Origin of the sequence: Agromyces sp. Root81 (assembly GCF_001429165.1) — a bacterium.
In the GTDB taxonomy this organism is placed as follows: Bacteria; Actinomycetota; Actinomycetes; order Actinomycetales; family Microbacteriaceae; genus Agromyces.
Genome location: NZ_LMIR01000002.1, coordinates 1 through 24,313, shown reverse-complemented (window position 1 = coordinate 24,313; position 24,313 = coordinate 1). Strand labels below are relative to the sequence as shown.

28 protein-coding genes, 1 tRNA gene, 1 other RNA gene and 1 pseudogene are annotated in these 24,313 nt (G+C 69.1%); 21 read left to right on the top strand and 10 right to left on the bottom strand.

Features of this window, described 5'->3' with window-relative positions; all coding sequences use genetic code 11:
• Nucleotides 1-64: 64 nt before the first annotated feature.
• The 3 genes from ASE14_RS05155 to ASE14_RS05145 all read left to right on the top strand — a co-directional run bounded on the left by ASE14_RS05155 (nt 65) and on the right by ASE14_RS05145 (nt 3,634).
• Nucleotides 65-1,000, top strand: coding sequence for an NAD(P)-dependent oxidoreductase (locus ASE14_RS05155; RefSeq protein ID WP_056655824.1), 936 nt, complete (start codon nt 65-67; stop codon nt 998-1,000).
• A 100-nt stretch (nt 1,001-1,100) separates the two neighbouring features.
• Nucleotides 1,101-2,021 carry a cation diffusion facilitator family transporter gene (locus ASE14_RS05150; RefSeq protein WP_056651872.1) on the top strand — a complete coding sequence of 307 codons (921 nt, stop codon included), beginning with the start codon at nt 1,101-1,103 and terminating at the stop codon, nt 2,019-2,021.
• A 119-nt stretch (nt 2,022-2,140) separates the two neighbouring features.
• Nucleotides 2,141-3,634: a hypothetical protein gene (locus tag ASE14_RS05145; RefSeq protein WP_162257701.1), complete on the top strand. Its 1,494-nt coding sequence runs from the start codon at nt 2,141-2,143 to the stop codon at nt 3,632-3,634.
• A 64-nt stretch (nt 3,635-3,698) separates the two neighbouring features.
• Here the strand turns inward: ASE14_RS05145 and ASE14_RS05140 are convergent, their stop codons facing one another.
• Nucleotides 3,699-4,439 carry a DedA family protein gene (locus ASE14_RS05140; RefSeq protein WP_235511398.1) on the bottom strand — a complete coding sequence of 247 codons (741 nt, stop codon included), beginning with the start codon at nt 4,437-4,439 and terminating at the stop codon, nt 3,699-3,701.
• A gap of 174 nt (nt 4,440-4,613) precedes the next feature.
• The gene (locus tag ASE14_RS05135; protein ID WP_056651860.1) at nt 4,614-5,267 is read right to left on the bottom strand and encodes a heme oxygenase (biliverdin-producing); all 654 of its coding nucleotides are present in this window, start codon (nt 5,265-5,267) and stop codon (nt 4,614-4,616) included.
• A 122-nt stretch (nt 5,268-5,389) separates the two neighbouring features.
• Here ASE14_RS05135 and ASE14_RS05130 point away from each other — a divergent pair, with 122 nt between their 5' ends.
• Nucleotides 5,390-6,256 carry an LLM class flavin-dependent oxidoreductase gene (locus ASE14_RS05130; RefSeq protein WP_056651857.1) on the top strand — a complete coding sequence of 289 codons (867 nt, stop codon included), beginning with the start codon at nt 5,390-5,392 and terminating at the stop codon, nt 6,254-6,256.
• Nucleotides 6,257-6,283: 27 nt separating this feature from the next.
• Here the strand turns inward: ASE14_RS05130 and ASE14_RS20355 are convergent, their stop codons facing one another.
• The 3 genes from ASE14_RS20355 to ASE14_RS05120 all read right to left on the bottom strand — a co-directional run bounded on the left by ASE14_RS20355 (nt 6,284) and on the right by ASE14_RS05120 (nt 7,899).
• Complete coding sequence (locus ASE14_RS20355) at nt 6,284-6,433, bottom strand: hypothetical protein (protein WP_157372824.1); 150 nt, start codon at nt 6,431-6,433, stop codon at nt 6,284-6,286.
• Between the two features lie 91 nt (nt 6,434-6,524).
• Nucleotides 6,525-6,606: transfer RNA gene (locus tag ASE14_RS05125), tRNA-Leu, on the bottom strand.
• 15 nt (nt 6,607-6,621) lie between these two features.
• The gene (locus tag ASE14_RS05120; protein WP_056651854.1) at nt 6,622-7,899 is read right to left on the bottom strand and encodes an acyltransferase; all 1,278 of its coding nucleotides are present in this window, start codon (nt 7,897-7,899) and stop codon (nt 6,622-6,624) included.
• Nucleotides 7,900-8,485: 586 nt separating this feature from the next.
• Here ASE14_RS05120 and ASE14_RS20350 point away from each other — a divergent pair.
• The 9 genes from ASE14_RS20350 to ASE14_RS05085 all read left to right on the top strand — a co-directional run bounded on the left by ASE14_RS20350 (nt 8,486) and on the right by ASE14_RS05085 (nt 14,658).
• Nucleotides 8,486-9,226, top strand: coding sequence for a hypothetical protein (locus tag ASE14_RS20350; RefSeq protein WP_157372823.1), 741 nt, complete (start codon nt 8,486-8,488; stop codon nt 9,224-9,226).
• Between the two features lie 423 nt (nt 9,227-9,649).
• On the top strand, nt 9,650-10,882 hold the full coding sequence (locus tag ASE14_RS05115) for a CpaF family protein (protein ID WP_082600193.1): 1,233 nt from the start codon (nt 9,650-9,652) through the stop codon (nt 10,880-10,882).
• Nucleotides 10,879-11,748 (top strand): type II secretion system F family protein, encoded by an 870-nt coding sequence (locus ASE14_RS05110; protein ID WP_056651849.1) that lies wholly within the window; start codon nt 10,879-10,881, stop codon nt 11,746-11,748. Before ASE14_RS05115 ends, ASE14_RS05110 begins: the two co-directional genes overlap by 4 nt.
• Nucleotides 11,736-12,689: a type II secretion system F family protein gene (locus ASE14_RS05105; RefSeq protein WP_082600190.1), complete on the top strand. Its 954-nt coding sequence runs from the start codon at nt 11,736-11,738 to the stop codon at nt 12,687-12,689. Before ASE14_RS05110 ends, ASE14_RS05105 begins: the two co-directional genes overlap by 13 nt.
• 54 nt (nt 12,690-12,743) lie before the next feature.
• Entirely contained in the window at nt 12,744-12,911 is a 168-nt protein-coding gene (locus tag ASE14_RS20900) for a hypothetical protein (protein ID WP_200953277.1), read from the top strand.
• Nucleotides 12,908-13,339, top strand: coding sequence for a TadE/TadG family type IV pilus assembly protein (locus tag ASE14_RS05100; RefSeq protein WP_056655822.1), 432 nt, complete (start codon nt 12,908-12,910; stop codon nt 13,337-13,339). The genes ASE14_RS20900 and ASE14_RS05100 overlap by 4 nt, the downstream gene beginning before the upstream one ends.
• Nucleotides 13,314-13,781 carry a hypothetical protein gene (locus ASE14_RS05095; protein ID WP_056651843.1) on the top strand — a complete coding sequence of 156 codons (468 nt, stop codon included), beginning with the start codon at nt 13,314-13,316 and terminating at the stop codon, nt 13,779-13,781. The genes ASE14_RS05100 and ASE14_RS05095 overlap by 26 nt, the downstream gene beginning before the upstream one ends.
• Before the next feature lie 8 nt (nt 13,782-13,789).
• Entirely contained in the window at nt 13,790-14,227 is a 438-nt protein-coding gene (locus ASE14_RS05090) for a pilus assembly protein TadG-related protein (protein WP_162257700.1), read from the top strand.
• A 26-nt stretch (nt 14,228-14,253) separates the two neighbouring features.
• Nucleotides 14,254-14,658: a hypothetical protein gene (locus ASE14_RS05085; protein WP_056651837.1), complete on the top strand. Its 405-nt coding sequence runs from the start codon at nt 14,254-14,256 to the stop codon at nt 14,656-14,658.
• A 197-nt stretch (nt 14,659-14,855) separates the two neighbouring features.
• Here the strand turns inward: ASE14_RS05085 and ASE14_RS05080 are convergent, their stop codons facing one another.
• Complete coding sequence (locus tag ASE14_RS05080) at nt 14,856-15,077, bottom strand: PadR family transcriptional regulator (RefSeq protein WP_056651835.1); 222 nt, start codon at nt 15,075-15,077, stop codon at nt 14,856-14,858.
• 264 nt (nt 15,078-15,341) lie between these two features.
• Between ASE14_RS05080 and ASE14_RS05075 the strand changes: the two genes are divergently transcribed.
• Nucleotides 15,342-15,740: a PPOX class F420-dependent oxidoreductase gene (locus tag ASE14_RS05075; RefSeq protein WP_056651832.1), complete on the top strand. Its 399-nt coding sequence runs from the start codon at nt 15,342-15,344 to the stop codon at nt 15,738-15,740.
• Complete coding sequence (locus ASE14_RS05070) at nt 15,737-16,030, top strand: hypothetical protein (protein WP_056651830.1); 294 nt, start codon at nt 15,737-15,739, stop codon at nt 16,028-16,030. Before ASE14_RS05075 ends, ASE14_RS05070 begins: the two co-directional genes overlap by 4 nt.
• Nucleotides 16,031-16,061: 31 nt before the next feature.
• Here ASE14_RS05070 and ASE14_RS05065 read toward each other — a convergent pair whose 3' ends face one another.
• Both ASE14_RS05065 and ASE14_RS05060 read right to left on the bottom strand, forming a co-directional pair.
• Entirely contained in the window at nt 16,062-17,351 is a 1,290-nt protein-coding gene (locus ASE14_RS05065) for an MFS transporter (protein ID WP_056651828.1), read from the bottom strand.
• A gap of 63 nt (nt 17,352-17,414) precedes the next feature.
• A complete protein-coding gene (locus ASE14_RS05060) occupies nt 17,415-17,924 on the bottom strand; it encodes a type VI secretion system tube protein Hcp (protein ID WP_056651825.1) in 510 nt (169 codons plus the stop codon).
• Nucleotides 17,925-18,011: 87 nt separating this feature from the next.
• Between ASE14_RS05060 and prfB the strand changes: the two genes are divergently transcribed.
• From prfB to ASE14_RS05035, 5 genes are all read left to right on the top strand, one after another.
• Nucleotides 18,012-19,118, top strand: a complete 1,107-nt coding sequence (gene prfB, locus ASE14_RS05055) for a peptide chain release factor 2 (protein WP_056651822.1) — start codon at nt 18,012-18,014, stop codon at nt 19,116-19,118.
• Between the two features lie 234 nt (nt 19,119-19,352).
• Nucleotides 19,353-20,408: a cell division ATP-binding protein FtsE gene (gene ftsE / locus ASE14_RS05050; protein WP_056651819.1), complete on the top strand. Its 1,056-nt coding sequence runs from the start codon at nt 19,353-19,355 to the stop codon at nt 20,406-20,408.
• Entirely contained in the window at nt 20,405-21,316 is a 912-nt protein-coding gene (gene ftsX, locus ASE14_RS05045) for a permease-like cell division protein FtsX (protein WP_056651815.1), read from the top strand. Before ftsE ends, ftsX begins: the two co-directional genes overlap by 4 nt.
• A 95-nt stretch (nt 21,317-21,411) precedes the next feature.
• Nucleotides 21,412-21,888, top strand: coding sequence for an SsrA-binding protein SmpB (gene smpB / locus ASE14_RS05040; RefSeq protein WP_056655819.1), 477 nt, complete (start codon nt 21,412-21,414; stop codon nt 21,886-21,888).
• A 62-nt stretch (nt 21,889-21,950) separates the two neighbouring features.
• Nucleotides 21,951-22,688: a tyrosine-protein phosphatase gene (locus ASE14_RS05035; protein WP_056651812.1), complete on the top strand. Its 738-nt coding sequence runs from the start codon at nt 21,951-21,953 to the stop codon at nt 22,686-22,688.
• 48 nt (nt 22,689-22,736) lie between these two features.
• On the opposite strand, the gene ASE14_RS05030 is transcribed toward ASE14_RS05035, so the two are convergent.
• Nucleotides 22,737-23,414, bottom strand: coding sequence for an SIMPL domain-containing protein (locus ASE14_RS05030; protein WP_056651810.1), 678 nt, complete (start codon nt 23,412-23,414; stop codon nt 22,737-22,739).
• Nucleotides 23,415-23,594: 180 nt separating this feature from the next.
• Between ASE14_RS05030 and ssrA the strand changes: the two genes are divergently transcribed.
• Nucleotides 23,595-23,966: a transfer-messenger RNA gene (gene ssrA / locus ASE14_RS19920) on the top strand.
• A 176-nt stretch (nt 23,967-24,142) separates the two neighbouring features.
• On the opposite strand, the pseudogene ASE14_RS05025 reads toward ssrA, so the two are convergent.
• A pseudogene (locus tag ASE14_RS05025) lies at nt 24,143-24,313 on the bottom strand (ABC transporter permease); the annotation flags it as partial.

Here is a 24,313-nt window from a genome sequence, read left to right as displayed (position 1 = left end):
AGGTTGCGGTGTCACAGATGCGGGGGCAGCCTCGTCGGAGGTGGTGAGAGAGAAGGAGACCGAGATGCGTGTACTCATCGCAGGCGCCACGGGCGCCATCGGAACGAAGCTCGTGCCGCAGCTTCTGGCCGACGGTCACGAGGTGTTCGGCACGACGACCAAGCGGGAGCGGGTGGCGGCGATCGATGCGGCCGGAGCTCATGGCCTCGTGATGGACGGGCTCGACGCGGCATCCGTTCGGGCCGCGGTGCTCGCGGCCCGGCCCGAGGTGATCGTGCACGAACTGACCGCGCTCGGGGGCGGCGTTTCGGACCTCAAGCACTTCGATCGCACCTTCGCCACGACGAACGAGCTGCGCACGCGGGGCACCGATCATCTGCTGGCTGCGGCTGCTGAGGTGGGCGACGTGCGATTCATCGCGCAGAGCTACGCGGGCTGGCCGTACGAACGCACCGGCGGTGCGGTGAAGACCGAGGAGGACCCGCTCGACCCCACTCCGACGGATGCCTCGAAGGAGTCGCTCGCCGCGATCCGGTACGTCGAGGAGGCGACGACCGGTGTCGGCGGACTCGCCCTGCGCTACGGGGCGCTGTACGGCCCCGGGCAGGCGCTCGGACGAGGCGGCGAGATGGTGACGATGCTCGAGGCCGGCAGGCTCCCACTGGTGGGAAGCGGCACGGGGGTCACCTCGTTCTGCCACACCGACGACGCGGCGTCGGCGACCGCCGCGGCCGTGCTCCGCGGTGCTGCCGGCGTGTACAACATCGTCGACGACGAGCCGGCGCCGGTCTCGGAGTGGTTGCCGGCGCTCGCCGAGGCCATCGGCGCGAAGCCGCCGATGCACGTGCCGGCATGGGTCGCGAAGCCGCTCATCGGCGAACACGGCGTCTCGATGATGACGAAGGCGCGAGGCGCATCGAATGCGAAGGCGAAGCGCGAACTCGGGTGGACTCCCACCTGGCCGAGCTGGCGGGAGGGGTTCCGCACGGGGCTCGGCTGAGCGGACGGGCGGAGGGGCGGCGGCCACGTGGCAGGGCTGAGAACGCGACTCATTCCTATCTAGGGCCGATCGCCCGTTCCCGGCATACGCTGGACGTGACATGGCACACGATCACGACCACGCAGCGACCGCGAACCGCACCCGCCTCTGGATCGCCATCGCGATCATCGGCGCCTTCCTCGTCGTGCAGGTGATCGGCGCCGTCTTCAGCGGTTCGCTCGCACTCCTCGCCGACGCCGGGCACATGACGAGCGACCTCATCGGGCTCGTCGTCGCCCTCGTGGCCGCGTTCGTCGCGGCTCGGCCCGCGACCGACCGCCAGACCTACGGATACCGGCGGGCCGAGGTGTTCGGCGCACTCGTGAACGGCGTCATCCTCGTGGTCGTCGCGGTCTCGGTCGCAATCAGCGCCGTGGGCCGTCTCATGACCGGCGCCGAGGGCGAAGCCCACGAGGTGCAGGGCGTGCCGATGCTCGTGGTCGCGGCCATCGGTCTCGTCGCGAACGTCGCGGCGATGCTCGTGCTGCGGGGCGGCGCGAAGGACTCGATCAACCTCCGTGGCGCCTACCTCGAAGTTCTCGGCGACCTCATCGGCTCGGCCCTCGTCATCGTCGCCGCACTCGTCATCGTCTTCACCGGCTGGGACGCAGCCGACCCCATCGCATCGCTGGCGATCGCGGCCCTGATCGTGCCGCGAGCGCTGTCGCTGCTCCGCGACGTGGCGCGGGTGCTCTTCGAGTCGGCGCCGGCCGACACCGACGTCGCCGAGATCCGTGCGCACATCCTGCGAACGAACGGCGTGGTCGCGGTGCACGACGTGCACGTGTGGGCGATCACCTCGGGCTCGCACGTCTTCAGCGCGCACGTCGAGGTCGAGCCCGAGGTCTTCGCCACGGGCCGCACGGGCGAACTGCTCGACGAACTCGGCGGATGTCTCAGCGAGCACTTCGACGTCGAGCACTCGACCTTCCAGCTCGAGCCGGCCGGCCGGGCCGAACGGGAGCAGCCGCAGCATCCCTGACGGCGCCTGGGGTGCCGTGGCGCGACATCCCCGAGCACTTCGGGAACTGGAACACGATCTGCAAGAACTTCGCCAAACGAGTTGCCGGTACCCTCGCAGGAGATCTGAGGGAGGGCCTCGTGGACACAGCGTCGATCGCACCGGAGAAGTTGCAGCGCCGGAGGACTCCTTTCCCGGTTCGGCGGTACCGCGGGGCGAGCGTTGTCGGCTTCGTCGCGTTCACCGTCTCTCTCGCCGGATCGTGGGTTCCCTCGTACTGGTTCGATGAGGTCGCCACAGTGATGGCTGCCCGGCTCAGCTGGAGGGAGCTGTTCACCTTCACCGAGTACGTCGATGTCGTCCACCTCAGCTACTACTCGCTGATGAAGGTGTGGATCGGTCTCTTCGGCGAGTCAGAGCTGGCCACCCGCTCCCTCTCCGCACTGGCCATCGGCGCGGCGGCCGCCGGCCTGGTCGTGCTGGTATCGATGTTCACGAGCATGCACGTCGCGGTCATCTCCGGTGCGGTCTTCGCGATGCTGCCGCACGTCACCTTCATCGGGGCGGAGGCACGCTCCTATGCCGTGAGTGCAGCGGTCGCCGTGTGGACCACGGTCGTCTTGCTGGTTGCGCTACGCGGCGGGCGCCGTCGCTGGTGGTTGGCCTACGCTGCCATGCTCATCGTCGGGGCCGCGGTCTTCCTGTATTCCCTGCTCCTGATCCTGGTCCACGGGTTCTACCTCTGGCGCCGCCATCGCCAGCGCCGAGTCGTCCTCTCCTGGCTGGCGGCTGCCGTGCTCGCCGTTCTGTCCACGCTCCCGCTGATCCAGGAGGGTCTCCGTCAGAAGAAGCAGATCTCCTGGATCGCCTACCAGCCCGGCCGAGATCTGTGGGGGATTCTCACGGAGCCCGCCTTCCAACTGTCCCGGGACGTTGCGGCCGGCGCGAGTGTGGTCGCCCTCGTGCTGGCCCTGTGCTTCGCTCGTCGCCTCTCGCCCGCTCGGCGCCGCCTGCTCGGCCTCGCACTGGCCTGGTTCTTCATCCCCTTGCTCATGCTGTTGATGGCGGATGCCGCGGTCGGCTCGGTGTTCACACCCCGCTACCTGTCCTTCGCAGTGCCGGCGGTCGCCGTGCTGCTCGCGCTCGCCTTCACGATCACCCCCTGGAAGCCGGTGGCATGGCTGCTGGTGGCTGCGCTTGCGCTTGCGTGCGCGCCGGGCTATCTCGCCCAGCGCACGCCCCTGGCCAAGAACGATGGAAGCGATCTCGCCCAGATCGCCGACTACATCCAGCGACACGCCGAGCTGGGCGACGGGGTGTTCCTGGAGGACTCCAACGTCGGCAATACGCAGCCGCGGCTGGCGCTCTCAGGCTATCCGGCCGCGTTCGCGAACACGACGGACGTCGCGTTCGTCCGCTCGTTCAAGACGACGGGGGGCTTCTCCGACATCACGGTCGGTTTCAACCAGATCGGGTCGCGGCTCGACGGGATCGACCGGCTGTGGCTCGTCACGGCGGGATCGCCCGCGACGGGGGAGCTCCGCGGGGCGCCGTTCATTCTGGGGGCGCACGGATTCGCCGCAGTGAGCGAGTTCGAAACGAACCGGTCGACGATCGTCATGTACCAGCGCTGACAGCGGCGCCCCGGGGTCGGGTAGCTCGCGATCGTGCGATCGAGCGAGCGATCGAGCTGGATACCTAGCGCTCCTCGGGGCCGCGCTCGAAGACCTCGGGGTCGAGCACGAGGTGAGCCGCCTCTTCCTCGTCGGTGATGACGTCGGCGCCGGCGGCCTCGGCCTGCTTCGCCTTGCGTGCAGAGGCGAAGTAGTGCCAGAGCGTCGGGATGAGCGTGAGGACGACGGCGCCGAGGAGGATGACGTCGATGTACTCCTGCACGAAGTCCGCGATCGGCGGGATGTAGCCGATGAGGTAGCCGAAGTAGGTGAGGCCCGCGCCCCAGATGAGCGCGCCGACGAGGTTGTAGAGCGTGTACTTCTTGTAGTTCATGTGCCCGACGCCCGCGGCGACGGGGGCGAACGTGCGCACGATCGGAACGAAGCGGGCGAGGATGATCGCGAGCGCACCGAAGCGCTCGAAGAAGGCGTTCGTGCGCTCGACGTTCTTGACGCTGAACAGGCCGGATTCCTTGCGTTCGAAGACGCGTGGTCCGAACTTGTGGCCGATCAGGTAGCCGACCTCACCGCCGATGAATGCTGCGACGCCGATCGCGAGGCACACCCACCAGATGTCGACGCCGAAGACGAGCGAGGTGTGGGTGAGCAGGCCCGAGATCACGAGCAGCGTGTCGCCGGGGAGCAGGAATCCGACGAGCAGGCCCGTTTCGGCGAACACGATGGCGCAGACGACGACGAGTGCCCACGGCCCAGCTCCGGAGATGATCGTCTCAGGGTCGAGCCACGGGATGAGTGAGGTGTGGATCACTGGGGATCTCCTGTGGTCGTCGGGCACGGCGAATGCCGGTCGGCAGGCGGCGTGGTGTGGATGCAGTCTACCGACGGGGAGTGCGCGCGGCATCCGCCTGGAGTATGACGCCGGCTCACTCCGTGGAGTGAGCCGGCGTCATGAGGCGGCGGGCGCACCGGTCGGACGCGTTCAGGCGGAGAGCGCCTCGAAGATCGCACTGTTCATGCGGAACGAGGTGCGGACCTCGGCGATGAGCGCGTCGACCTGCTCGGGCGCGAGCGCGAGGTCGTTCATCGCCTCGCGGTAGCCGCGCTTGTAGCGCACGACCCCGTCTTCGGCGATCTCGAACCGGTAGAAGCTCAGCTGCTCGGGGGTCGCGCCGTAGTGGCGTGCCACGAGCCGGGCGATGGCCTGACCGCCCGAGAGGTCGCCGAGGTAGCGCGTGTAGTGGTGCGCCAGGTAGCGGACGTCGTCGTCGGAGACCGACCGCAGGTGGGCGGCGTACTGGGCGGTCGCCGGCAGCGGCGGGTGCGCGGTGCGCCAGTCGGCGGCGCCGAGCGCGACGAGGTCGGCCTCGATCGCGGCCATGCGGGCGAGCTCGGGGTCGAACACGGCCGGGTCGCCCTCGCGACTGCCGCGCTCTTCGAGGGCCTCGTACACCCAGCCGAACTGCGCGAGGTAGCGCGTGTACTCCTCGAGCGAGAGTTCGCCGCCCATGAGCTGCACGATGTAGCCGCGCGATTCGGCGGCCTTGTGGTCGTCGGCGGAGGCCGCGCGCACGAGGGCGGCGACGTCGAGGGGCTCGGCGTCGGTGCGAGCCGGGGCGGTGGGGGCGATCGTCATGGGGCGACCCTTCGGTGAGGTTAGGTTTGCCTTACATCCTAGGGGGAGAAGCTGAACGGCGCTCGGGGTTCGTCGCACGAGGACGCGAACGGATGTCGGCGGGTGGCCGTAGATTCGACCGAATGCGATACGGATTCATCTACACGGGCAGTGATCCGAACCTCGCGGTCGAGCTCGCTGGGCTCGCCGAGGCATCCGGGTGGGACGGCTTCTTCGTCTGGGAGGGCATCTGGGCGACCGACCCCTGGGCGACGCTCGGGGCGGCCGCGATGGTCACCGACCGCATCAAGCTGGGCACGATGCTCACGCCGGTGCCGCGGCGGCGGCCGTGGGAGCTCGCCGGGCAGACCATGACGGTCGATCGGCTCTCGGGCGGCCGCGTCATCCTCTCGGCGGGGCTCGGTGTCTCGGAGGCCGAGCCGCGATTCTGGACGTTCGAAGACGACCCCGGGCGCAGGGAGCGCGCCGAGCTGCTCGACGAGTCGCTCGAGCTCATGCAGCAGATGTGGAAGGCCGAGCCGTTCGAATTCGAGGGGCAGCACTACCGGGCGAAGCGCACCGACTCGATGCTGCCGCCGGCGATCGTGCAGGAGCCGCGCATTCCCACATGGGTCGTGGGGCTCTGGCCGCGCATGAAGTCGATGCGCCGGGTCGCACGGTACGACGGATGGATCCCCAACTACGCGCCGCCGGGCGCGTCACCGTCGAGCGCCGAGGAGCAGACCCGGCTCTTCACGCCTGAGATCGCGGCCGAGGCGCTGGCCTGGATCCTCGCCGAGCGCGCCGAGCTGGGGGTCGTCGACCGACCGTTCGACGTGATCCAGGAAGGCACGACGAGCGGGACGGATGCCGCGGCCGACGCCGCCATCGTGCGGCCTTGGGCCGATGCGGGGGCGACGTGGTGGCTCGAGTCCGACTGGTCGGTGCCCGCCGAACGCATCGAGGCGTCGGCGCGTGCGCGCATCACGGCGGGGCCGCCGTCGGTGTGACCGGCGCCGGTGCCGCCGGTCGACCGCTCAGGCCGAGGTGTCGTCCTTCTTGATCTCGTTGCCGTCGGCGTCGTACTCGACCCACTCCTCGTCGATCTCGGTCGGCAGGGAGTCGGGGCGGTTGGGGTCGCGGTCGAGGCTCAGGGGCTCTTCGAGCGGGTCGACGAAATCGGTCATGATGCGTTCCTCCTGAGGCGTCTGTGATTCGACGCTAGCGCGACCGCTGTCGCTTGGACAGGATTTCGCGCCGTTGCGTCACGTAGCCGCGTGCGGAAGGTGGGACTTGAACCCACACGCCCGAAGGCACAGGAACCTAAATCCTGCGTGTCTGCCGATTTCACCACTCCCGCGAGTGCCCGACCAGTCTAGGCGTTTCGGGCGCGCCGCCCTCGGAGCAGCAACTGTGCGATGGTGAGCGAGGCAGCGCCGAACAAGGCGATCGGCAGGTCGAGGAAGTACTGCATGACGGCGGCCGCAGGCAGGAAGGTGAGCGCGGCGGCGGTCCAGGTGGCGAGGGCGCTCGGGCGGCGGAAGCCGTCGTGCAGTGCCGTCGATGCCGTCTCGAACCGTGAGAGCGGCATGGCGATGAGCATCACGATCGCGAGCACGACGACGAGCACGATCGGCCTGGTCGCCCACCACGCGGCACTGCCCGGGATCGGAGAGAGCACCGGCACCAGCAGGGCGAGGCCCGACACGGCGATGATCACCGGCAGGTGCCAGAGGTAGATCGTCATGGCGCGGCTGCCGACGAGGAGCACGGCCGCCTGCATCCACGATCGCCGCATGAGCGCGGTGAGCGGACGGTGCAGCAGCGCGAGCAGGCTCACCTGGGCGATGCCGAGCAGTGCGAGCGGCACCGTCGGCGGGTTGAGGTTCACGAGCATGTCGGGGGAGTACCAGCCCGCCGCCACGAGTCCGCCGATCAGCGGGTAGGGGACCACGACGAGGACGATCAGCTGCCAACGTCGTCGGTCACGGAACCAGCCGTCGGCGAACCAGAAGCCGAGCTGCTGCACGAAGAACCAGACGAAGACGAGGTTCAGGAGGCCGATCTCGACGATGCCGGTGGCGACGCGGACGGCATCGACCAGCACGGCACAAGTGAAGAGCACGAGCATGGTTCGCGCGGGAGCGATTGCATGCAGCCGCACCATCGTCGGGGCGAACACCTGTGCGAGCACGAACGCGGCGATGAACCAGAGCGGGCTGCCGGCGCCCGTTGCCACGATCTCGAGGAGGGTGGGGTCGACGCCGAGCATCGTCGCGGCGCCGAGCGCGATCGAGAAGAAGACGAACAGCGGAAGTGCGGGGCGGGCCAGCCGCAGCACGCGGCCGCGCACGAAATCGACCTGGTCGCCGCCGCGTCGCTCGAGGCTGCGCCACGCCGTCAGGGCCGTGAAGCCGCCGAGGGCGAAGAACAGCGGCATGATCTGCCCCGCCCAGGTCGCGGCTGCGAACCAGGGCTGCGCCTCGAGCGGGCGCGAGGCGATGATCGCCCCGTCGGGTCCGATGCCGACGCCGATCATGAGCAGGTGGATGACGACCACGAGCAGCACGCACGCCACACGGGCGAGATCGACGACGAGATCGCGCTTCGCAATTGCCGCGCGGGCGACGTCCGAGTCGAGTGAAATGCTCATCGGTCCTCCATTTCGAGTGAGCCGAGTCTAGTGAGCAGGTGGGCCGGACCGAGCGGAATGGTCGGCTCCCAGCTGAGGTGAGCTGCGGTGCGTCGAACCGCACAATCCCAGAAACATGCGTCGCTCGACTGTTCGCGGCACCGGTCCGCCGAGCGCGGGCTGTTCCTGCTGGAACGCCGCGAGCATGTCGTTGATCTCAGCCGGATTTCTCGGATGGGGTTGCCACGACGCTGGTACGACGAGTCGGATGAGTTGCGACTGGCAGGAAATTGCGTGCTCGAAGACCACCCACTCGACCCGTTCGGTGCACGTCCGCGATGGAATGGAAGGGGGCAGACGGACGATGCATGCTGATTGTTCATGCGGTCTGCGCGCTGAGCTTCGTGCTACAGCCTTCCCGCAGCCCACGTTGCTCGACCACCACTCGTTGCCGAGGTCGCAGGTCCAGCTGATTTCCCATGAGCCATCGCCAACGGGCTGGGGCCTTGCGCCACCACCGGTCAAGGAGCGAATGAGTCGCCGGTCCATACGTTCTCGGCGTTAAGTATGGTGGGGGTACTGATTCTCGACTGAGGGGTGATGGCAGATGGTCGAACCAGTGCGGTTTCCCGTGTCCCTTGATTCTCCGCATCTCGTGTACGGCGAAGATGTATTCCCCGAGTGGTATGCCGCGCGTCGAGCCGTATGGGAGCGCTCACTGGGATTCGAGCCCGACCGAAAGCTGATCGATAGTTTCGATCAACAGAGCGGTGCTGCGTTCTGGCAGTACTTCGAGGCGACGTACGGAAGCTCGAACGAGAAGACCCAACGTGCATGGGCAGCTCACCTCGGAGACAGATGGGAACTGCTTGTGAAGTCGGTCGGGCATGAGCCTCAACTCACCGCCGATCAACACACGGAATGGCGTCGCGCCCAAGAGGCATCGTTTGATGGGGCGCGTGCCGAGTACGCTCGCAAAGTCGTCGAAGCAGGTTCGTCGTTTGCGTCAATTCTCCGTACCTCAGGAGCGCTCCCTGTCGCGGCGTCGGCGGTCGAGAACTTGTCAGCGGCGTGGGCAGGAAACGGGACTTCGTTCAGTTCCAAGCTGGCCATCGACGGGGTCGGTGAAGTGGTCGCTGCCAACGTGGAGCGAAAGCGTGTGGCGAAGAAGGCGAAGTCCGAGGCGAAAGCACGCCAAGCCGCAGAACTGGCGAAGCAGCGCGAGATCGAACGACGTGAGCGTGCGGCTTCTGCTGCTTCGCGCGAAGATGCCAGGCAGAGGGAGAAGCGTGACTATGTACTGAACCAGCAGTACAAAGAAGCGAAACGCAAAAACGGACTGCGGTAACAACGCGATGCGCCCGACATCGCGAGCCACCGCGGCCCGACGGCCACGAGGGACGCCGTGAGCCGGGATCTCGTGACGTAACCGGCTGCTGCAGACCGCGCCGATGGAATCGCGACAAATGCCCTCAACAGGCCCGCACCGTGTATGAACCCACCGGCGGTGAGATGAGCCGTTCTCATCTCGCGAAGTTCACACGGAGATCGCGGCTCCTGCGATGAAGCTTCCCGCCGGAGGGCCGAGTGGTCATCCGTCAAGACTGCCCACCAGAACGCGTTGCCGGGGTGCGGCCTCCATTTCGAATAAGTCGAGTCCAGTGGGCGGGTAGCCGGCAACGGATTAGGTGCGCCCGTCGAGCGCCGCGAGCAGACGGGCCCTGTGGATAACTTCGGAGCGAGGCATCCGCTGCCGCGCATGATGGGTGCTATGACCGACCCCGTGCGCACCATCGCCGACCGCGTGCGCACGCGGGTGCTGCGTGACGGCGTCGATCTCACGCGCGACGAGTCGGCTGCTGCCAGGTACGCCCACGAAGAGGTGCGTCGCTACAGCGAGCGCGCACTCTCGGGGGCGCACGCCCAGCTCGGCGACGAGGCCGCCGCGACGCGCGAGGTCGTCGCCTCGATCACCGGCTACGGGCAGCTGCAGCCGTATTTCGAGGACCCGGAGGTCGAGGAGATCTGGATCAACGCGCCGACGAAGGTCTTCGTCGCGCGACGCGGGGTCGCGGAGCTGACGACGGTCGTGCTCTCGGACCGCGAGGTGCGCGAGCTCGTCGAGCGGATGCTGCAGCACTCGGGCCGGCGCGTCGACCTCTCGTCGCCGTTCGTCGACGCCACGCTGCCCGACGGGTCGCGACTGCACGTGGCCATTCCCGACGTGGCTCGCTCTCACTGGTCGGTCAACGTCCGCAAGTTCCAGCGCCGTATCCGGTCGCTCTCTCAGCTCATCGAGCTCGGTTCGCTCACCCCGCACGCGTCGGAGTTCCTGCGCATGAGCGTGCTCGCCGGCGCGAACATCCTCGTGTCGGGCGCGACCCACACGGGCAAGACCACGATGCTCAACGCGCTCATCTCGGGCGGACGCGCCGGCGACCGCGTGGTCACGGTCGAGGAGACCTTCGAGCTCGACGTCGACGTGCGCGACCTCGTGGCCCTGCAGTGCCGTCAGCCGAGCCTCGAGGGCACCGGCGAGATCACGCTGCGCCGCCTCATCAAAGAGTCCCTTCGCATGCGCCCCGACCGCCTCATCGTCGGCGAGGTGCGTGAGGCCGAGAGTCTCGACCTGCTCATCGCGCTCAACTCGGGGCTGCCCGGGATGTGCACCATCCACGCCAACTCCGCGCGCGACGCGCTCGCGAAGCTCTGCACGCTGCCGCTCCTCGCCGGCCGCAACATCGACTCCGCCTTCGTCGTGCCGACGGTCGCGAGCTGCATCGACCTCGTGGTGCACCTCGCCATCGATCGCGACGGGCATCGGCGGGTCGCAGAGATCGCGGCACCGACGGGCGGATGGACCGGATCGGCTGTCGATGCGGAAGCGATCTTCGTGACTCGCGCGGGTGAGCTGGTCGGCACAGGCACGGCCCCTGCGCGACTCGAGAAGTACCGTGCCGTCGGACTCGATCCCGACATCGTGCTCGCGGCGGCGGCACGATGAGCAGCGGTCTCGTGCTGGGCGCGCTGCTCGGGCTCGGCGTGCTGCTGACCGTCTCGCCGCTCCTCTGGCCTGCGAAGGCCGAACCTGACGGCCGCCGCGGCGCAATGACTGGTCGGGTGCGCGACGAGCTCGCGCTCGCGGGCCTCTCCGGGGTGCCGATCGCGGTCATCGTGATCGTCGCCGCGTTCCTCGCGCTCGTGGCGGGAGCGATCGCGCAGGCGGTCTTCATGGTTCCCGTGCTCACGATCGTGGCGACCGTGCTGGGCGCCGCGCTCGTGCCGCTCCTCGTACACGCCCGCGCCACCCGTCGCCGGGCCGCCAATCGCGCCGTCTGGCCCGATGTGGTCGACCACCTCGTCTCGTCCGTGCGGGCCGGAATGTCCCTGCCCGACAGCCTGGGGGCGCTGGCCGAGCTCGGGCCGTCATCGACGAGAACCGCATTCGCGGCGTTCGATGACGAGTACCGGCGCACGGGCAACTTCGGCGCGTGTCTCGATCGCTTGAAGGGCACGCTCGCGGACCCTGTCGCCGACCGCATCCTCGAGACTCTGCGCATGGCGCGAGAGGTCGGTGGCAGTGACGTGACGGCGGTGCTGCGGGGACTCTCCGGCTACCTCCGCGAAGACGCGGCCCTTCGCGCCGAGGTCGTCGCCAGGCAATCGTGGATCCGCGCCGCGGCGCGTCTCGGCGTCGCGGCGCCGTGGCTGCTGCTCGTGGTGCTCGCATCGCGTCCCGAGGCGATCGTCGCGTACGACTCCGCGGCCGGCGCCGCCCTGATCATCGCCGGCGTGGTGGTGACGATCGTGGCCTACCAGGCGATGGTCGCGCTCGGCCGCCTTCCCGAGGAGCGCCGATGGTTTCATTGAACAGCACGCCGGCACTCGGGCTCGTCTTCGGTGCGGTACTCGGGCTCGGACTGTGGCTCGTCATCTCGACCGTGCCGCGCATCGGCCGCCCGAGGCTCCTCGAGCGGGTGGCGCCCTATGTCGCCGACATCTCGGCTGAAGCGCGCTCCCTGCTCGCGCACCGGCCTGCCGACCCGACGCCGGTGCTCGGCCTGTTCGCCAGGCCGATCGGGCGGGCCGTTCGCACGGTCGTCTCGGAATGGCTGGGCGGAGCGGACACGATCGCACGGCGCCTCCGGCAGGCGGGGTCCACCGCATCGGTCGAGCGTTTCCGCGGCGAGCAGCTCGCGTGGAGTGCCGGGGCCTTCGCCGTCGCGTCGGCGATGGCGATCCTCGCCCCGTCGTTCGGCGCACTCCCGATGGTCGTCCGCGTCGCCATGCCGTTCCTCGCGGCGGTGCTCGGCGCGGTCATGCGCGACTGGATGCTGCAGCGAGCGGCCCGGCGCCGACTCGCGCGAATTTCGGCCGAGTTGCCGACGGTGCTCGAGTTCCTGACCCTGAGCCTCACCGCCGGGGAGGGCATGCTCGACGCGATCCGGCGGGTGGCGGGCCTGGGGGCTGGGTCGGGCGTGCTGCCGACCGAGTTCGCCGCGGCCGTGGCATCCGTCGGCACCGGCGTTCCGCTCGGGCAGGCGCTCGCCCGACTCCGCGACGAGCTCGATCATCCGGCGCTCACCCGCGCGCTCGACCAGGTGCTCGGAGCCCTCGAGCGCGGCGCACCCCTCGCCTCCGTGCTGCGATCTCAGGCCGGAGACGCCCGCGAGGAGGCCAAGCGCACGATCATCGAGCAGGCGGGACGCAAAGAGGTCGCGATGCTCGTTCCGCTGATCTTCCTGATCCTCCCGGTGACCATCGCGTTCGCCTTGTTCCCCGGATACCTCGTGCTGCAGGCGGGCTTCTGATGGCTCGCGACCACACCGAACGCACGGCTCCGTGCTCCGACGAAAGGGATTCACATGCGCAACTCGATCAAGCGGCGGTTCGACGACGAACGCGGCGACGTTCCCGGCTGGGTGCTGATCACGCTCATGACCGCAGGTTTGGTGATCGTCATCTGGGGCCTCGCGGGCCCCGCCCTGTCGGGCGTCTTCGACCAGGCGATCAACCGGGTGCTCGGCGTCTGAGCCGGCAGAGCGGCGGCGCCGGCCCGTGGGTCGCGAGACTCACGGCGCTCGCGCGTGAGGAACGGGGTTCGGCGGTCGCGGAGTTCACGCTCGTGAGCATCCTGCTGACGGTCCTCGCCCTCGCCGTGATCCAGCTCGCGCTCGCACTCCATGTGCGCAACACCGTGCTCGACGCCGCGGCGGAGGGCGCACGGTACGCCGCGCTCGCCGGATCGAGCGAGGGGGCGGGCATCGCGCGTACGCGAGAACTCATCAGCTCGGCAGTGTCGGCCGACTACGCCGCCGACATCGAGTCCGGCATCATCGCCATCGACGGCATCGCCATGGTCTCCGTGACGGTGCGGGCGCCGCTCCCCGTCGTGGGGCTCCTCGGCGTCGACCGCGCGCTGGAGGTGACCGGGCATGCTGCGCTCGAGACTGTCGACTGACGAGGGCTCGGCCTCGCTCGAGTTCCTGACGGTCGGCATGATCCTGCTCGTGCCGCTCGTCTACCTCGTGCTCGCCATGTCGGCGATTCAGGGCGGCGCGCTCGCCGTCGAGGGCGCGGCACGGCAGGCGGCGAGGGTCGCCGTGCAGGCGGTCGATGCGGGGGCAGCGGATGCCGCGGTGGAGCGCGCCGTGCAGGTCGCGCTCGACGATTACGGGGTCGATGCCGACGCGGCATCCGTCACCGTTTCGTGCTCGCCGTCGGGCGACTGCCTCGCCCCGGGGGAGCGCGTGACCGTCTCCGTCTCCGCGAGCGTGACGCTGCCGCTCGTGCCCGACGTGCTCGCGCTCCATCAGGCGGCGAGTGTGCCGCTCGAAGCGAGTGCGACCCAGACGGTGTCGCGGTTCGCGGCCGGGCGCGATGTGGCCGGGAGCGGGCCGTGATGCGCCGGGTGCGCGCCCGAATCGACGGCGACGAGCAGGGCTCGACGCTGCTGCTCACGATCTTCTACTGCGTGCTCGGGCTCACGCTCGTGCTCGTCGTGGTGTCGGCGACGTCGCTCTACCTCGAACGCAAGCGCCTCTTCACGCTCGCCGATGGTGCCGCGCTCGCCGCGGCCGAGGCCTGGAGCGTCGACACCGTGCAGGTCGAGGGCGACCGTCTCTCGCTCGAACTCGACTCAGCCGAGGTGGGGCAGGCTGCGGGCGCCTACCTCTCATCAGCGGTGCATGAGCTGCACGACGTCGAGATCGTGCGCGCGGCATCCGATGACGGTCAGAGCGCCACGGTGACGATGCGTGCCGTATGGTACGCGCCGATCCACACCGAGTTGCTGCCGTTGTCGGTGCCGATCGAGGTGACGGCGACCGCACGTTCCGTGTTCCACTAGGACACGATGACTTCCACTAAGACACGATGACCGAAGGGGCGATGATGCGACGGATCAACGGTGACACGTTCGGCCGGTGGAGCCTGCGCCTCGATGCCGCGTACTGCGCCGCGCTGGGAACGGCGGTGGCGCTCGGTGCCGGCCAGATAGCCCACGGGGTCGCGCTGCCCCCGCTCGTGATCGCCGCCTCGGGAGTTGCGGTGGTCGTGTGGGCCGGAGGGGTGCTCTGGATGCTCTCCCGCCTGCCCCTGCGTCGCGCGCTCGGCCTGGTCATGATCGCCAACGTGCTCGCCGCCATCGCGGTCGGGTTCATCTCGGCAACTGCGACAGCGGTGCTGATCGTCGGAGCGGTCCTGGCTGTCGCCATCGACATCGCGCTCTTCGCCACCAGCCAGGCGATTGCGCTTCGCGCACTCCCGGCACGAGGGTGAACTCCGTTGGGCTGTCGACCAGGGCGATGACGGCGCGCCGATGATCGCCCCGCCGGCGGACTACTCGGTGCCGATGATCGCCCCGGTCGCCGGGTCGATGATGTAGGTGGTCTTCGTCGGCTTCGATGGTTCATCGGCACCCGCTGGAGGCTGGCGCCCGGACAGCAGCTGGACCGCGGCCTTCCGGCCATCGACGGTCAGCTCGTAGTCGTGGCGGCGGGGGCGGTGCGCTCTGGCTCCGCGGGCCAGTCGGAGGTCAACCACCCGAGCCGTTCGAGACGCTCGAGGATCGGGTAGACCGTCCCGGGGTCGCGACCCGAGTCCTTGATGACCTGCGGGCCCCACATCGGCGACGCCGATTCGACGAGCACTCCGAGCACGTCCAGGGTCGGCGGCGTGACGCGTTGGATCGGCTCCATCCGGTCACGCTACTCGCCGGGGAATACGACGAGCGGCAGCCTTCGGCGGAAGGATCGAGCGTGGACGCCGGGGCAGGCGAAGCCTGCCTGCCCCGGCGGTTTGGCGCACATCGCCGTGGAGGTGCGCATCTTCCGCCGCGTGTCGGCGACGGAGGAATCACGACTGCGATACTACTAGAGTTATATCGAATAACCAAGCGGTTCGCTGAGCATTTGCACCGCGCAGAGTACCGCCGAACCGGCACCGTGCGATTGACTGGGAGCATGACCGTCGAGATCTCAGACCACTTCAGCCGCATTCTCTCCGCACCGGTGTACGCGCACCTCGGCACCGTGCGCCCGAACGGCGAGGTGCAGATGAACCCCATGTGGTTCGAGTTCGACCCCGAGGCGCAGACGATCCGCTTCACCCACACCACGACGCGCGCGAAGTTCCGCAACCTTCAGGCGAACCCCCGCATGACGCTCTCGATGACCGACCCCGAGAACCCGTTCAAGTACGTCGAGGTGCGGGGCCGCCTCGCCGACGTCGTGCCCGACCCCGAGGGTGCGATGTACGTGCGCCTCGGGCAGCGCTACGGTAACCCCGACGAGCAGGCGCCCGACGACAGTGCCGACCGGGTCGTGCTCGTCATGCAGATCGAGAAGGTCAACGGGCGATGACCGGATCCGGCGGCGGATCGGCGCCGGGCCGGGCCGACGGTCGCCGGTACGCGTGGACCGCGATCATCGCGGTCGTACTCGCCGCCGCGGCCCTACTGACCCCCGCGATCGCGTCGGTGCCGCTGTCGGCGCTCGCCGTGGTGCTCGGGCTGCGCGGGCGGCGTGAGGTGAAGAACGACCCCACGCTCGTGGCCGGGTGGCTGTGGATCGGTGCGGTCGCCGTCGGCGGCTTCGTGCTCGTCTTCCAGCTCATCATCATCGTGGCCACGCTCACGACGACCTCGGCCTGACGCGCTCCGCCTGACGACCCCGGCCCAACCCTCAGCAGCGCCGATGCGGCACGTAGCGCGGGATCCAGCGCCACAGCATCGCGGCGCCGACGAGACCGAGCGCCCCGACCACGAGGTTCGCCGCCATGATCGACGCGATCGACGTCACGGCCGCGATCATGAGCGGCGCCCCCGCCCCGCCGACGTCGCCGATCATGCGGAACGCGCCGAGGAACGGTGCCGGATTCTGCTTCGGCGCGAGGTCGGCGCCGAGCGTCATGACGATGCCGCTCGTCACGCCGTTCGCGAGCCCGAGCCAGACGGCGATGACCGTGAACCAGAGCGCGTTCGACGGCAGGTCGTGCGTGAACGCGAGGGCGATGTGCCCCGCGGCCATGCCGAGGAGGCCCGGGATCGCGTTCCAGAGCCGCCCGAAGCGGTCCATGATCTGGCCGCTCGCGTAGAACAGGGCGAAGTCGATCGTGCCCGAGATGCCGATCACGAGGGCCGCCTGCTCGGCCGGCATGCCGATCGAGACTGACCACAGCGGCAGCACGACGGTGCGGCTCACGCGCACCGCGGCGAGCAGCCCGACTCCGGTGCCGATGCGGGCGAGCACGCCGCGATTCTCGCGGATGGCCCGGAACACGCTCGGTGACGACTCCGCCGCCGCCTCGGCCTCGCCGGCGGTGAGCGGCGTGCCCGAGGCATCCGTCGCCGTCGTCGAAGCGGATGCCTCGCGCGCGAGCCGCGCCGCACCGAACACCCGCTCGGGGTCGGGCAGCAGCACGAGCACCCCGACCACTGCGAAGCAGGCCACGACGAGTACCCAGAAGACGGTCTCGCTCGAGCCCGTCGCCGCGATGATCGCGGCGGCGACGAAGGGGCCGACCGCCCAGCCGGCGCGGAACACGCCGCCGAGCGTCGAGAGCGCTCGCGCCCGCACGCGCACCGGCACGTAGCTCGTGAGGAACGCGTGCCGGGCGAGCCCGAACACGGCCGTCGCGAGGCCGAGGAGGAAGACGCCGATGGCGAGCGCGGGCAGCGTGGGGGAGACGATGGCGATGAGCACGCCGATGACGGCGAGCATCGCCGCCCCGATCATGGCGTTGCGTTCGCCGATGCGTGCCACGAGCCATCCGGCGGGGAGGTCGCCGGCGAGTTCGCCGACCATGAGCATCGCGGCGATGAGGCCCGCGAGGGCGAGCGAGGCGCCGCGCTCGCTCGCCACGAGCGGCACGATCGGGATCATCGCGCCCTCGCCGAGCGAGAAGACCAGGGTCGGCAGGTAGACCGGGAGGATGACCGCGCGCCACGAGAATCGGGGCGTGGAGTCGGTCATCGATTCGACGCTACACCCGCCGTGCACCCGTCATGGTCACCCGCTGGCTGCAGTGCGGCCGCCTCACGGAGCAGTGGCGACGGTGCCGGAGCGGATGTCCCAGTCGAACGTCGCCGGCGTGCCGAGCGCTCCGTCGGGCCGCTGCCGCCGGTACTCGAATCGTACGGATCCGAACTCCATGCCGACGGCCTGCGCGACGTCGCCCTCCGCCGAGCCCGTCACGTGCGCCGAGGTGATCAGGAGGTCCTGCATCTTCACGCTGAGCCACGCCTCGTGGCCGGTGCGCATGACCTGGAGCTCGGCCTTCTGGATGTGGCGACCCGACGCCGCGAGCCCGAAGAGCTTGCCGGATGCCGCGTCGAAGGCGTGCGACCAGAGGAGCGCCGACGGATCGGGCCGACCAGCCGCGCCGCCGCCGGTGCCGCCAGTGCTTCCGCCGTGGCCGGGCCCGGCCGACACGCCGGCTGTGACCCCCCACGACCACGTCAGCAGTTCGATCCAGCCCTCATGACCGACGGCGGACGACTCGCCCGGTGCATCGGCGAAGAACGTGAGATACGCGTGACCCGACATGCTCGCCCCCTTGCGACGGAGCCGCCGAACCCGACGTCTCGCCGCTGCACCGAATTGTACGCTCGGCGCGACTAGGCTGGGGAAGCCATGTTGGATCTTGACCTCACGCAGGAGATCGCCGCGCTGCGCTCCACTTTCCGCGACATCCGTGCCGTCGTCGACGTCGACGCCCTCGAAGCCGACATCGTGCGGCTCTCGGAGGAGGCCGGCGCCCCTGATCTCTGGGACGACACGACGAACGCCCAGAAGGTGACGAGCGCGCTCAGCCACCGCCAGTCCGAGCTCGCTCGCGTCAAGAAGATCGATTCGCGCCTCGACGACCTCGAGGTGCTCGTCGAGCTCGCCAACGAGATGGGCGACGAAGACAGTGCGGCCGAGGCGCGCACCGAGCTCGAGTCGCTGCAGAAGGCGATCGGCGACCTCGAAGTGCAGACGCTGCTCGACGGCGAGTGGGACGACCGCCCGGCGGTCATCACCATCCGCGCCGGCGCCGGCGGCGTCGACGCCGCCGACTTCGCCGAGATGCTCATGCGCATGTACCTGCGCTGGGCCGAGAAGCACGGCTACCGGGCGACCGTCATGGACACGAGCTACGCCGAAGAGGCGGGCATCAAGTCGGCGACGTTCGAGATCGACGCGCCCTACGCCTTCGGCACCCTGAGCGTCGAGGCCGGCACGCACCGCCTCGTGCGCATGAGCCCCTTCGGTGCGGCGGGCAAGCGCCAGACGAGCTTCGCGGCCGTCGAGGTCATCCCGCTCATGGAGGAGGCGCAGGAGGTCGAGATCCCCGAGAACGACATCCGCGTCGACGTCTTCCGCTCGAGCGGCCCCGGTGGCCAGTCGGTCAACACGACCGACTCCGCCGTGCGCATCACGCACCTCCCGACCGGCACGGTTGTCTCGATGCAGAACGAGAAGTCGCAGATCCAGAACCGTGCGGCCGCGATGCGCGTGCTGCAGTCGCGGCTCCTCCTCATCCAGAAGGAGCAGGAGGCGGCGCAGAAGAAGGAGCTCGCGGGCAACATCACCGCGAGCTGGGGCGACCAGATGCGCTCGTACGTGCTCGCGCCGTACCAGATGGTCAAGGATCTGCGCACCGAGTACGAGGTCGGCAACCCGAGCCACGTCTTCGACGGCGACATCGACGGCTTCATCGCCGCCGGCATCAAGTGGCGCAAGCGCCCGACCGAGTAGACACGCGAACGAAGCGGATGCCTCCGGCCGAGGCCGGCTGAGCAGTGCCCACGGGTCCTCGTCGGGCTCGGCTTCGATTCGGAACATGTCGCCTTCCTGCGATCCGCTGTTCGGGCGAATCTCCCGATCCGATGAGCCGTTCGAGGAGCCGGTCGTCCCGATCCAGTGGGCGGCGACCCGGAATTCCGGTGTCGCTGCCCACTTTTGCCCCCGCCTTCCATAGGCTCGGTTTCGATGATCCGTTTCGACTCCGTCACCAAGACCTACCCCGGCCAGGCGAGGCCCGCCCTGAACGACATCGGGGTCGAGATCCTCCGCGGGGAGTTCGTCTTCCTCGTCGGCGCCTCCGGCTCCGGCAAGTCGAGCTTCCTCCGGCTGATCCTCAAAGAGGAGAAGCCGTCGAAGGGTGCCATCCACGTGCTCGGCCAGGACCTCGGCTCGATCTCGAGCCGCAAGGTGCCCTACTTCCGGCGCGACCTCGGCGTCGTCTTCCAGGACTTCCGGCTGCTGCCGAACAAGTCGGTCTACGAGAACGTCGCGTTCACGCTGCGAGTGATCGGCAAGTCGCGCGGCTACGTGCAGTCGGCCGTGCCCGAGACGCTGAAGCTCGTGGGCCTCGACGGCAAGGGCAAGCGGATGCCGCACGAGCTCTCGGGCGGTGAGCAGCAGCGCGTCGCGATCGCCAGGGCGATCGTCAACAAGCCGCAGATCCTCCTCGCCGACGAGCCGACCGGCAACCTCGACCCTGTGACGAGCGCGGGCATCATGACGCTGCTCGAACGCATCAACGCGAGCGGCACCACGATCATCATGGCGACCCACGAGGCCGGCATCGTCGACCAGATGCGCCGAAGGGTCATCGAGCTCTCGGCCGGCGACATCGTGCGCGACGAGCGCAGCGCAGGCTACGACGGCCAGACGGTGCGCGACGTCGACTACGTGCCCGAGCAGGAGCCGGGCAAGCCGGGCAAACCCGGCAAGCCCGTGAAGACGGCCAAACCCGCCGCGGCGCCCGCGGCGGCAGCGCCGAAGGTCACCCAAGAGGTCATGCGCGACGCCGAGCCGCTCTACGTCGAGCCCGAGGCGACCGACGCCGTGACCGATGCCGCCGCCGAGATCACGGCCGCCGCCACCGGCACGATCCAGGTCGACCCCGAGAAGCTGAAGCCCAAGAAGACCGCCGCCGCCGCGGCAGCCGAGCATCTGACGCTCGCCGAACGACTCGGCCTCCGGGCACCGGGAGGCCCCCGGGAAGGCGACGACGACCAGGAAGTGGGGCCGACGAAATGAGGATCGGTCTCGTGCTCTCCGAGGCGGCGAACGGCCTTCGCCGCAACGCCTCGATGGTGGTCTCCGTCGTGCTCGTCACGTTCATCTCGCTGACCTTCGTCGGCACAGCGGCCCTGCTGCAGCTGCAGATCGGGCAGATGAAGAACTACTGGTACGACCGGGCGCAGGTCGCCGTCTACCTCTGCACGGGCGTCTCGACCACCGCGGGCTGCACTGACGGCGAGGCGACGGAGGAGCAGAAGGCGGCCATCGAGGAGCAGCTCTCCTCCGACACGCTCGAGAAGTACATCGACGAGTTCTACTTCGAGGACCACGAGCAGGCCTTCGAGAACTTCCAGGAGCAGTTCGAGGGCACGCCTGCCGCCGACTACGTGACCCCCGAGGTGCTGAACGAGACCTTCTGGGTGAACCTCGTCGATCCGTCGCAGGCGGCCGTGCTCGTCGAGAGTCTCGCCGGCATGGCGGGCGTCGAGGGCGTGGTCGACCAACGACGCTACCTCGACCAGATCTTCGACGTGCTGAACGCGGCGAGTTACACCGCGATCGCCGTCGCGGCGATCATGCTCGTCGCCGCGGCGCTGCTCATTGCGACGACGATCCGCCTCTCCGCGTTCTCGAGGCGACGGGAGCTCGGCATCATGCGACTCGTCGGCGCCTCGAACCGGTTCATCCAGACGCCGTTCGTGCTCGAGGGGGTGTTCGCCGGCCTCATCGGCTCGCTCCTCGCGGGCGGCGCAGTGGTGGCGATCGTCGCCTTCTTCGTGCAGGGCTACCTCGCCGACAACCTCTCGTTCACGTTCGTCGACCTCTCGGACGCATTCCTCGTCGTTCCGTTGCTGATCCTCGTCGGCGTCGTGCTCGCCGCCGTCTCCGCCGGCATCGCGATCACGAGATACCTGAAGGTCTGATCGACCGGGTTTCGACACGCCCGGCCGCCAGCAGCTAGACTGAACGGCTGCTCCGGATGCGCCGGGGCATCCGCTATCGAAGCAAGGAGCCGCTCGTGCCCAGGGAGACCGGTCAGAAGGTCGTGGCGACCAACCGCAAAGCGCGCCACGACTACACGATCGAGGACACCTACGAGGCGGGCCTCGTGCTCACCGGCACCGAGGTGAAGTCGCTCCGCGAGGGTCGCGCGTCGCTCGTCGACGGCTACGCCTTCATCGAGGGCGGCGAGATGTGGCTCGACGCCGTGCACATCCCCGAGTACACCGAGGGCACGTGGAACAACCACGCACCGCGGCGCAAGCGCAAGCTCCTGCTGCACAAGCAGGAGATCGTGAAGATCAGCCACCGCACGAGCCAGGGCGGTTACACCCTCGTGCCTCTGCAGATCTACTTCTCGGGCGGGCGCGCGAAGGTCGAGATCGCGGTCGCGAAGGGCAAGCGGGAGTACGACAAGCGCCACGCGCTGCGCGAGCGCCAGGACAAGCGCGAGGCCGATCGGGCCATGGCGAGCCGGAAGAACCTCGGCGACTAGCTCGCTCCGCGCACGATCCCGGGCCCTGCTCCCGCGCCGCGGGCGCGTGTAGGCTCGGCACGATGGAGACCTCGACGCGCATTCCGGTTCCCGGTACCTACAACTTCCGCGATGTCGGCGGGCTGCCGGCACTGACCGGCACCGTCCGCGACGGGGTGCTCTACCGGTCCGACGGCCTCGCCCGTCTCGGTGAGGCCGGCCAGGAACGGCTCCGCGACCTCGGCGTCGGCATCGTCATCGACCTGCGCGACGAGAGGGAGGTCGCGGCCATGCCCGATGACCTCGGCGACCTCGACGTCGAGGTGCTGCGGCTGCCGGTCTTCGAAGGCTCGGGTGCGTCCCAGGGCATGGCGGGCATCTCGCTCGACGCGCTCTACGAGCGCATCGTGACCCAGCACACCTCCGTCGTGGTCGACGCCCTGCGCGAGATCTCGATCGCCGGCGACCGTGCCGTCGTCGTGCACTGCACCGCGGGCAAGGATCGCACGGGCATCGTCATCGCCCTCGCGCTGCTCGCGGTCGGCGTCGATCGGGAGTCCGTCGTGGCCGATTACGCCTTGACCGAGGCGAACCTCGCCGGCGATTGGCTCGAGGGCATGATCGCGCGCATGGCTGGCTACGGGGTGCCCGACTCGCCCGCGCTACGCACGCTCTTGGGCGGCAGCCCGCGCGAGGCGCTCGACGACGTCATCGAACTCGTCGAACGCGAACACGGTTCGGTGCGCGAGTACCTCCTCGCGTCGGGGCTCGAGCTCAGCGCACTCGCCGAGCTCGAGACCCTGCTCGTCGAGCCCGCCTGATCGGTCGGCGGTCGGAGCGTTCGCGTTTCGCGCCGTCGCGGCGCCGGCTCAGGCCGGCTCGGCGGTGAACCGCGCCTCGACGGATGCCGCGATCACGAGCAGCGCCGGCGTGAACTGCGCCGGGCCGCCCCCGCCGCCCGACATGTCGGCCGACGCCCGCATCGCGAACATCCGCTCGCCGGGGGCGCCCGGCGGCACCGGCTGCGCGGTGAGCAGGCCGGTGTCGGCGAGCTCGACCGGCGACGGTGCGCCGAGCCCGAGCGCCGCGGCATAGACGGCGGCCTTCGTCACCGCGTCGGCCACGGCCGCGCGCTGAGCGGCCTCCTGCGTGCGCTTGCGCGTGGCATCCGTCAGTCGCCAGTCGATGCCGCCGACCGAAACCCGACCGTTCACAGAGACCGCGCTGACCCACTCCCCGAGCTTGGTGAGGTCGGTGAAGACGACCTCGACATCGGCGTTCACCTGGTGCACGACGGGCAACTGCTTTCCCTCGTTGTTCCAGGGGCGATGCGAGGAGATGTGCAGTTGTCCGGCGGACCAGGTGTCGAGTGCACCGGAGTCGTCGAGCCCCTGCACGGCGGCGATGAGCGCGTCGCGGGACTCGGTCGTGCGCGCAAGGGTCGCGTCGCGTTCGGCACCCGAGGCGCTCACCGTGAGCGAGACGGCGCCGAGCTCGGGCGCGATGCGTTCTTCGGCGGTGCCGCGCACGGCGATGACGGTAGCCACATGGACCTCCAGGTGAAATCCGCTCGGGAATGGCGGAGCGGCCGCGCCTGTTCTAGACTGTAAGGCCGGGTACTCACCGTTTCAACGATGGGTGCTCGGGGTTTGACACTCTGTCAATTGAAAACTCCACAGTGTGCGACAACGGCCCGCCAGGCTGAGCGATCAGTCACGGCGATTCATGGGGATGATCGGTTTCGACATCGTCTGCGAACCCACGAGAAGCGGGCCGAGGATCCAGGGTTATCTCGTAAACGATCTCTGGAAAACAATAAGTGCCAATGCAAAGCGCACTGACTTCGCCCTCGCTGCTTAAGCGAGCCCGATAGTCCGTCAGCCCGCGGGTCTGTTCCCGCCCCGGTAGCTGGCGTCATCTAGGGAACTTGCTGCGTGTGGTCGCCTGAGCGACACGCGGGACTTCATTCAGGCTGGGCCCGTCGACCTAGGCGCCTGTGGCAAAGGTCGGGGCCGAGCAGAACGCTTGCACAGGCTGCGCCCGGAGAAGGCGTGGAATCACAGCGATGGACGGGGGTTCAATTCCCCCCATCTCCACCAACGGCTGTTGTCGCACACTGTGGCTCGAAGGCCCGGAATCATGCGGAAGTTCTCGCATGATTCCGGGCCTTCCTCAGTGGTACGACGAACTCCAGCGCACGCCGAAGCCGCCCGCACCCATGAAGGGGACGGGCGGCTTCGTCGCGTTCCGCGCGCTGCGCGGGTGCCGATTCGGCTCAGCTGATCTTGCGTCGGTAGATCGAGATCGCCCAGAAGTAGGCGACCACGAGGATGCCGACGAGCCAGGCGAGGGCGATCCAGATGTCGCTGCCGACGGGCTGGCCGGCGAACAGGGCCCGGGTGGAGGTCACGATGGAGGTCACGGGCTGGTTCTCGGCGAACCAGGC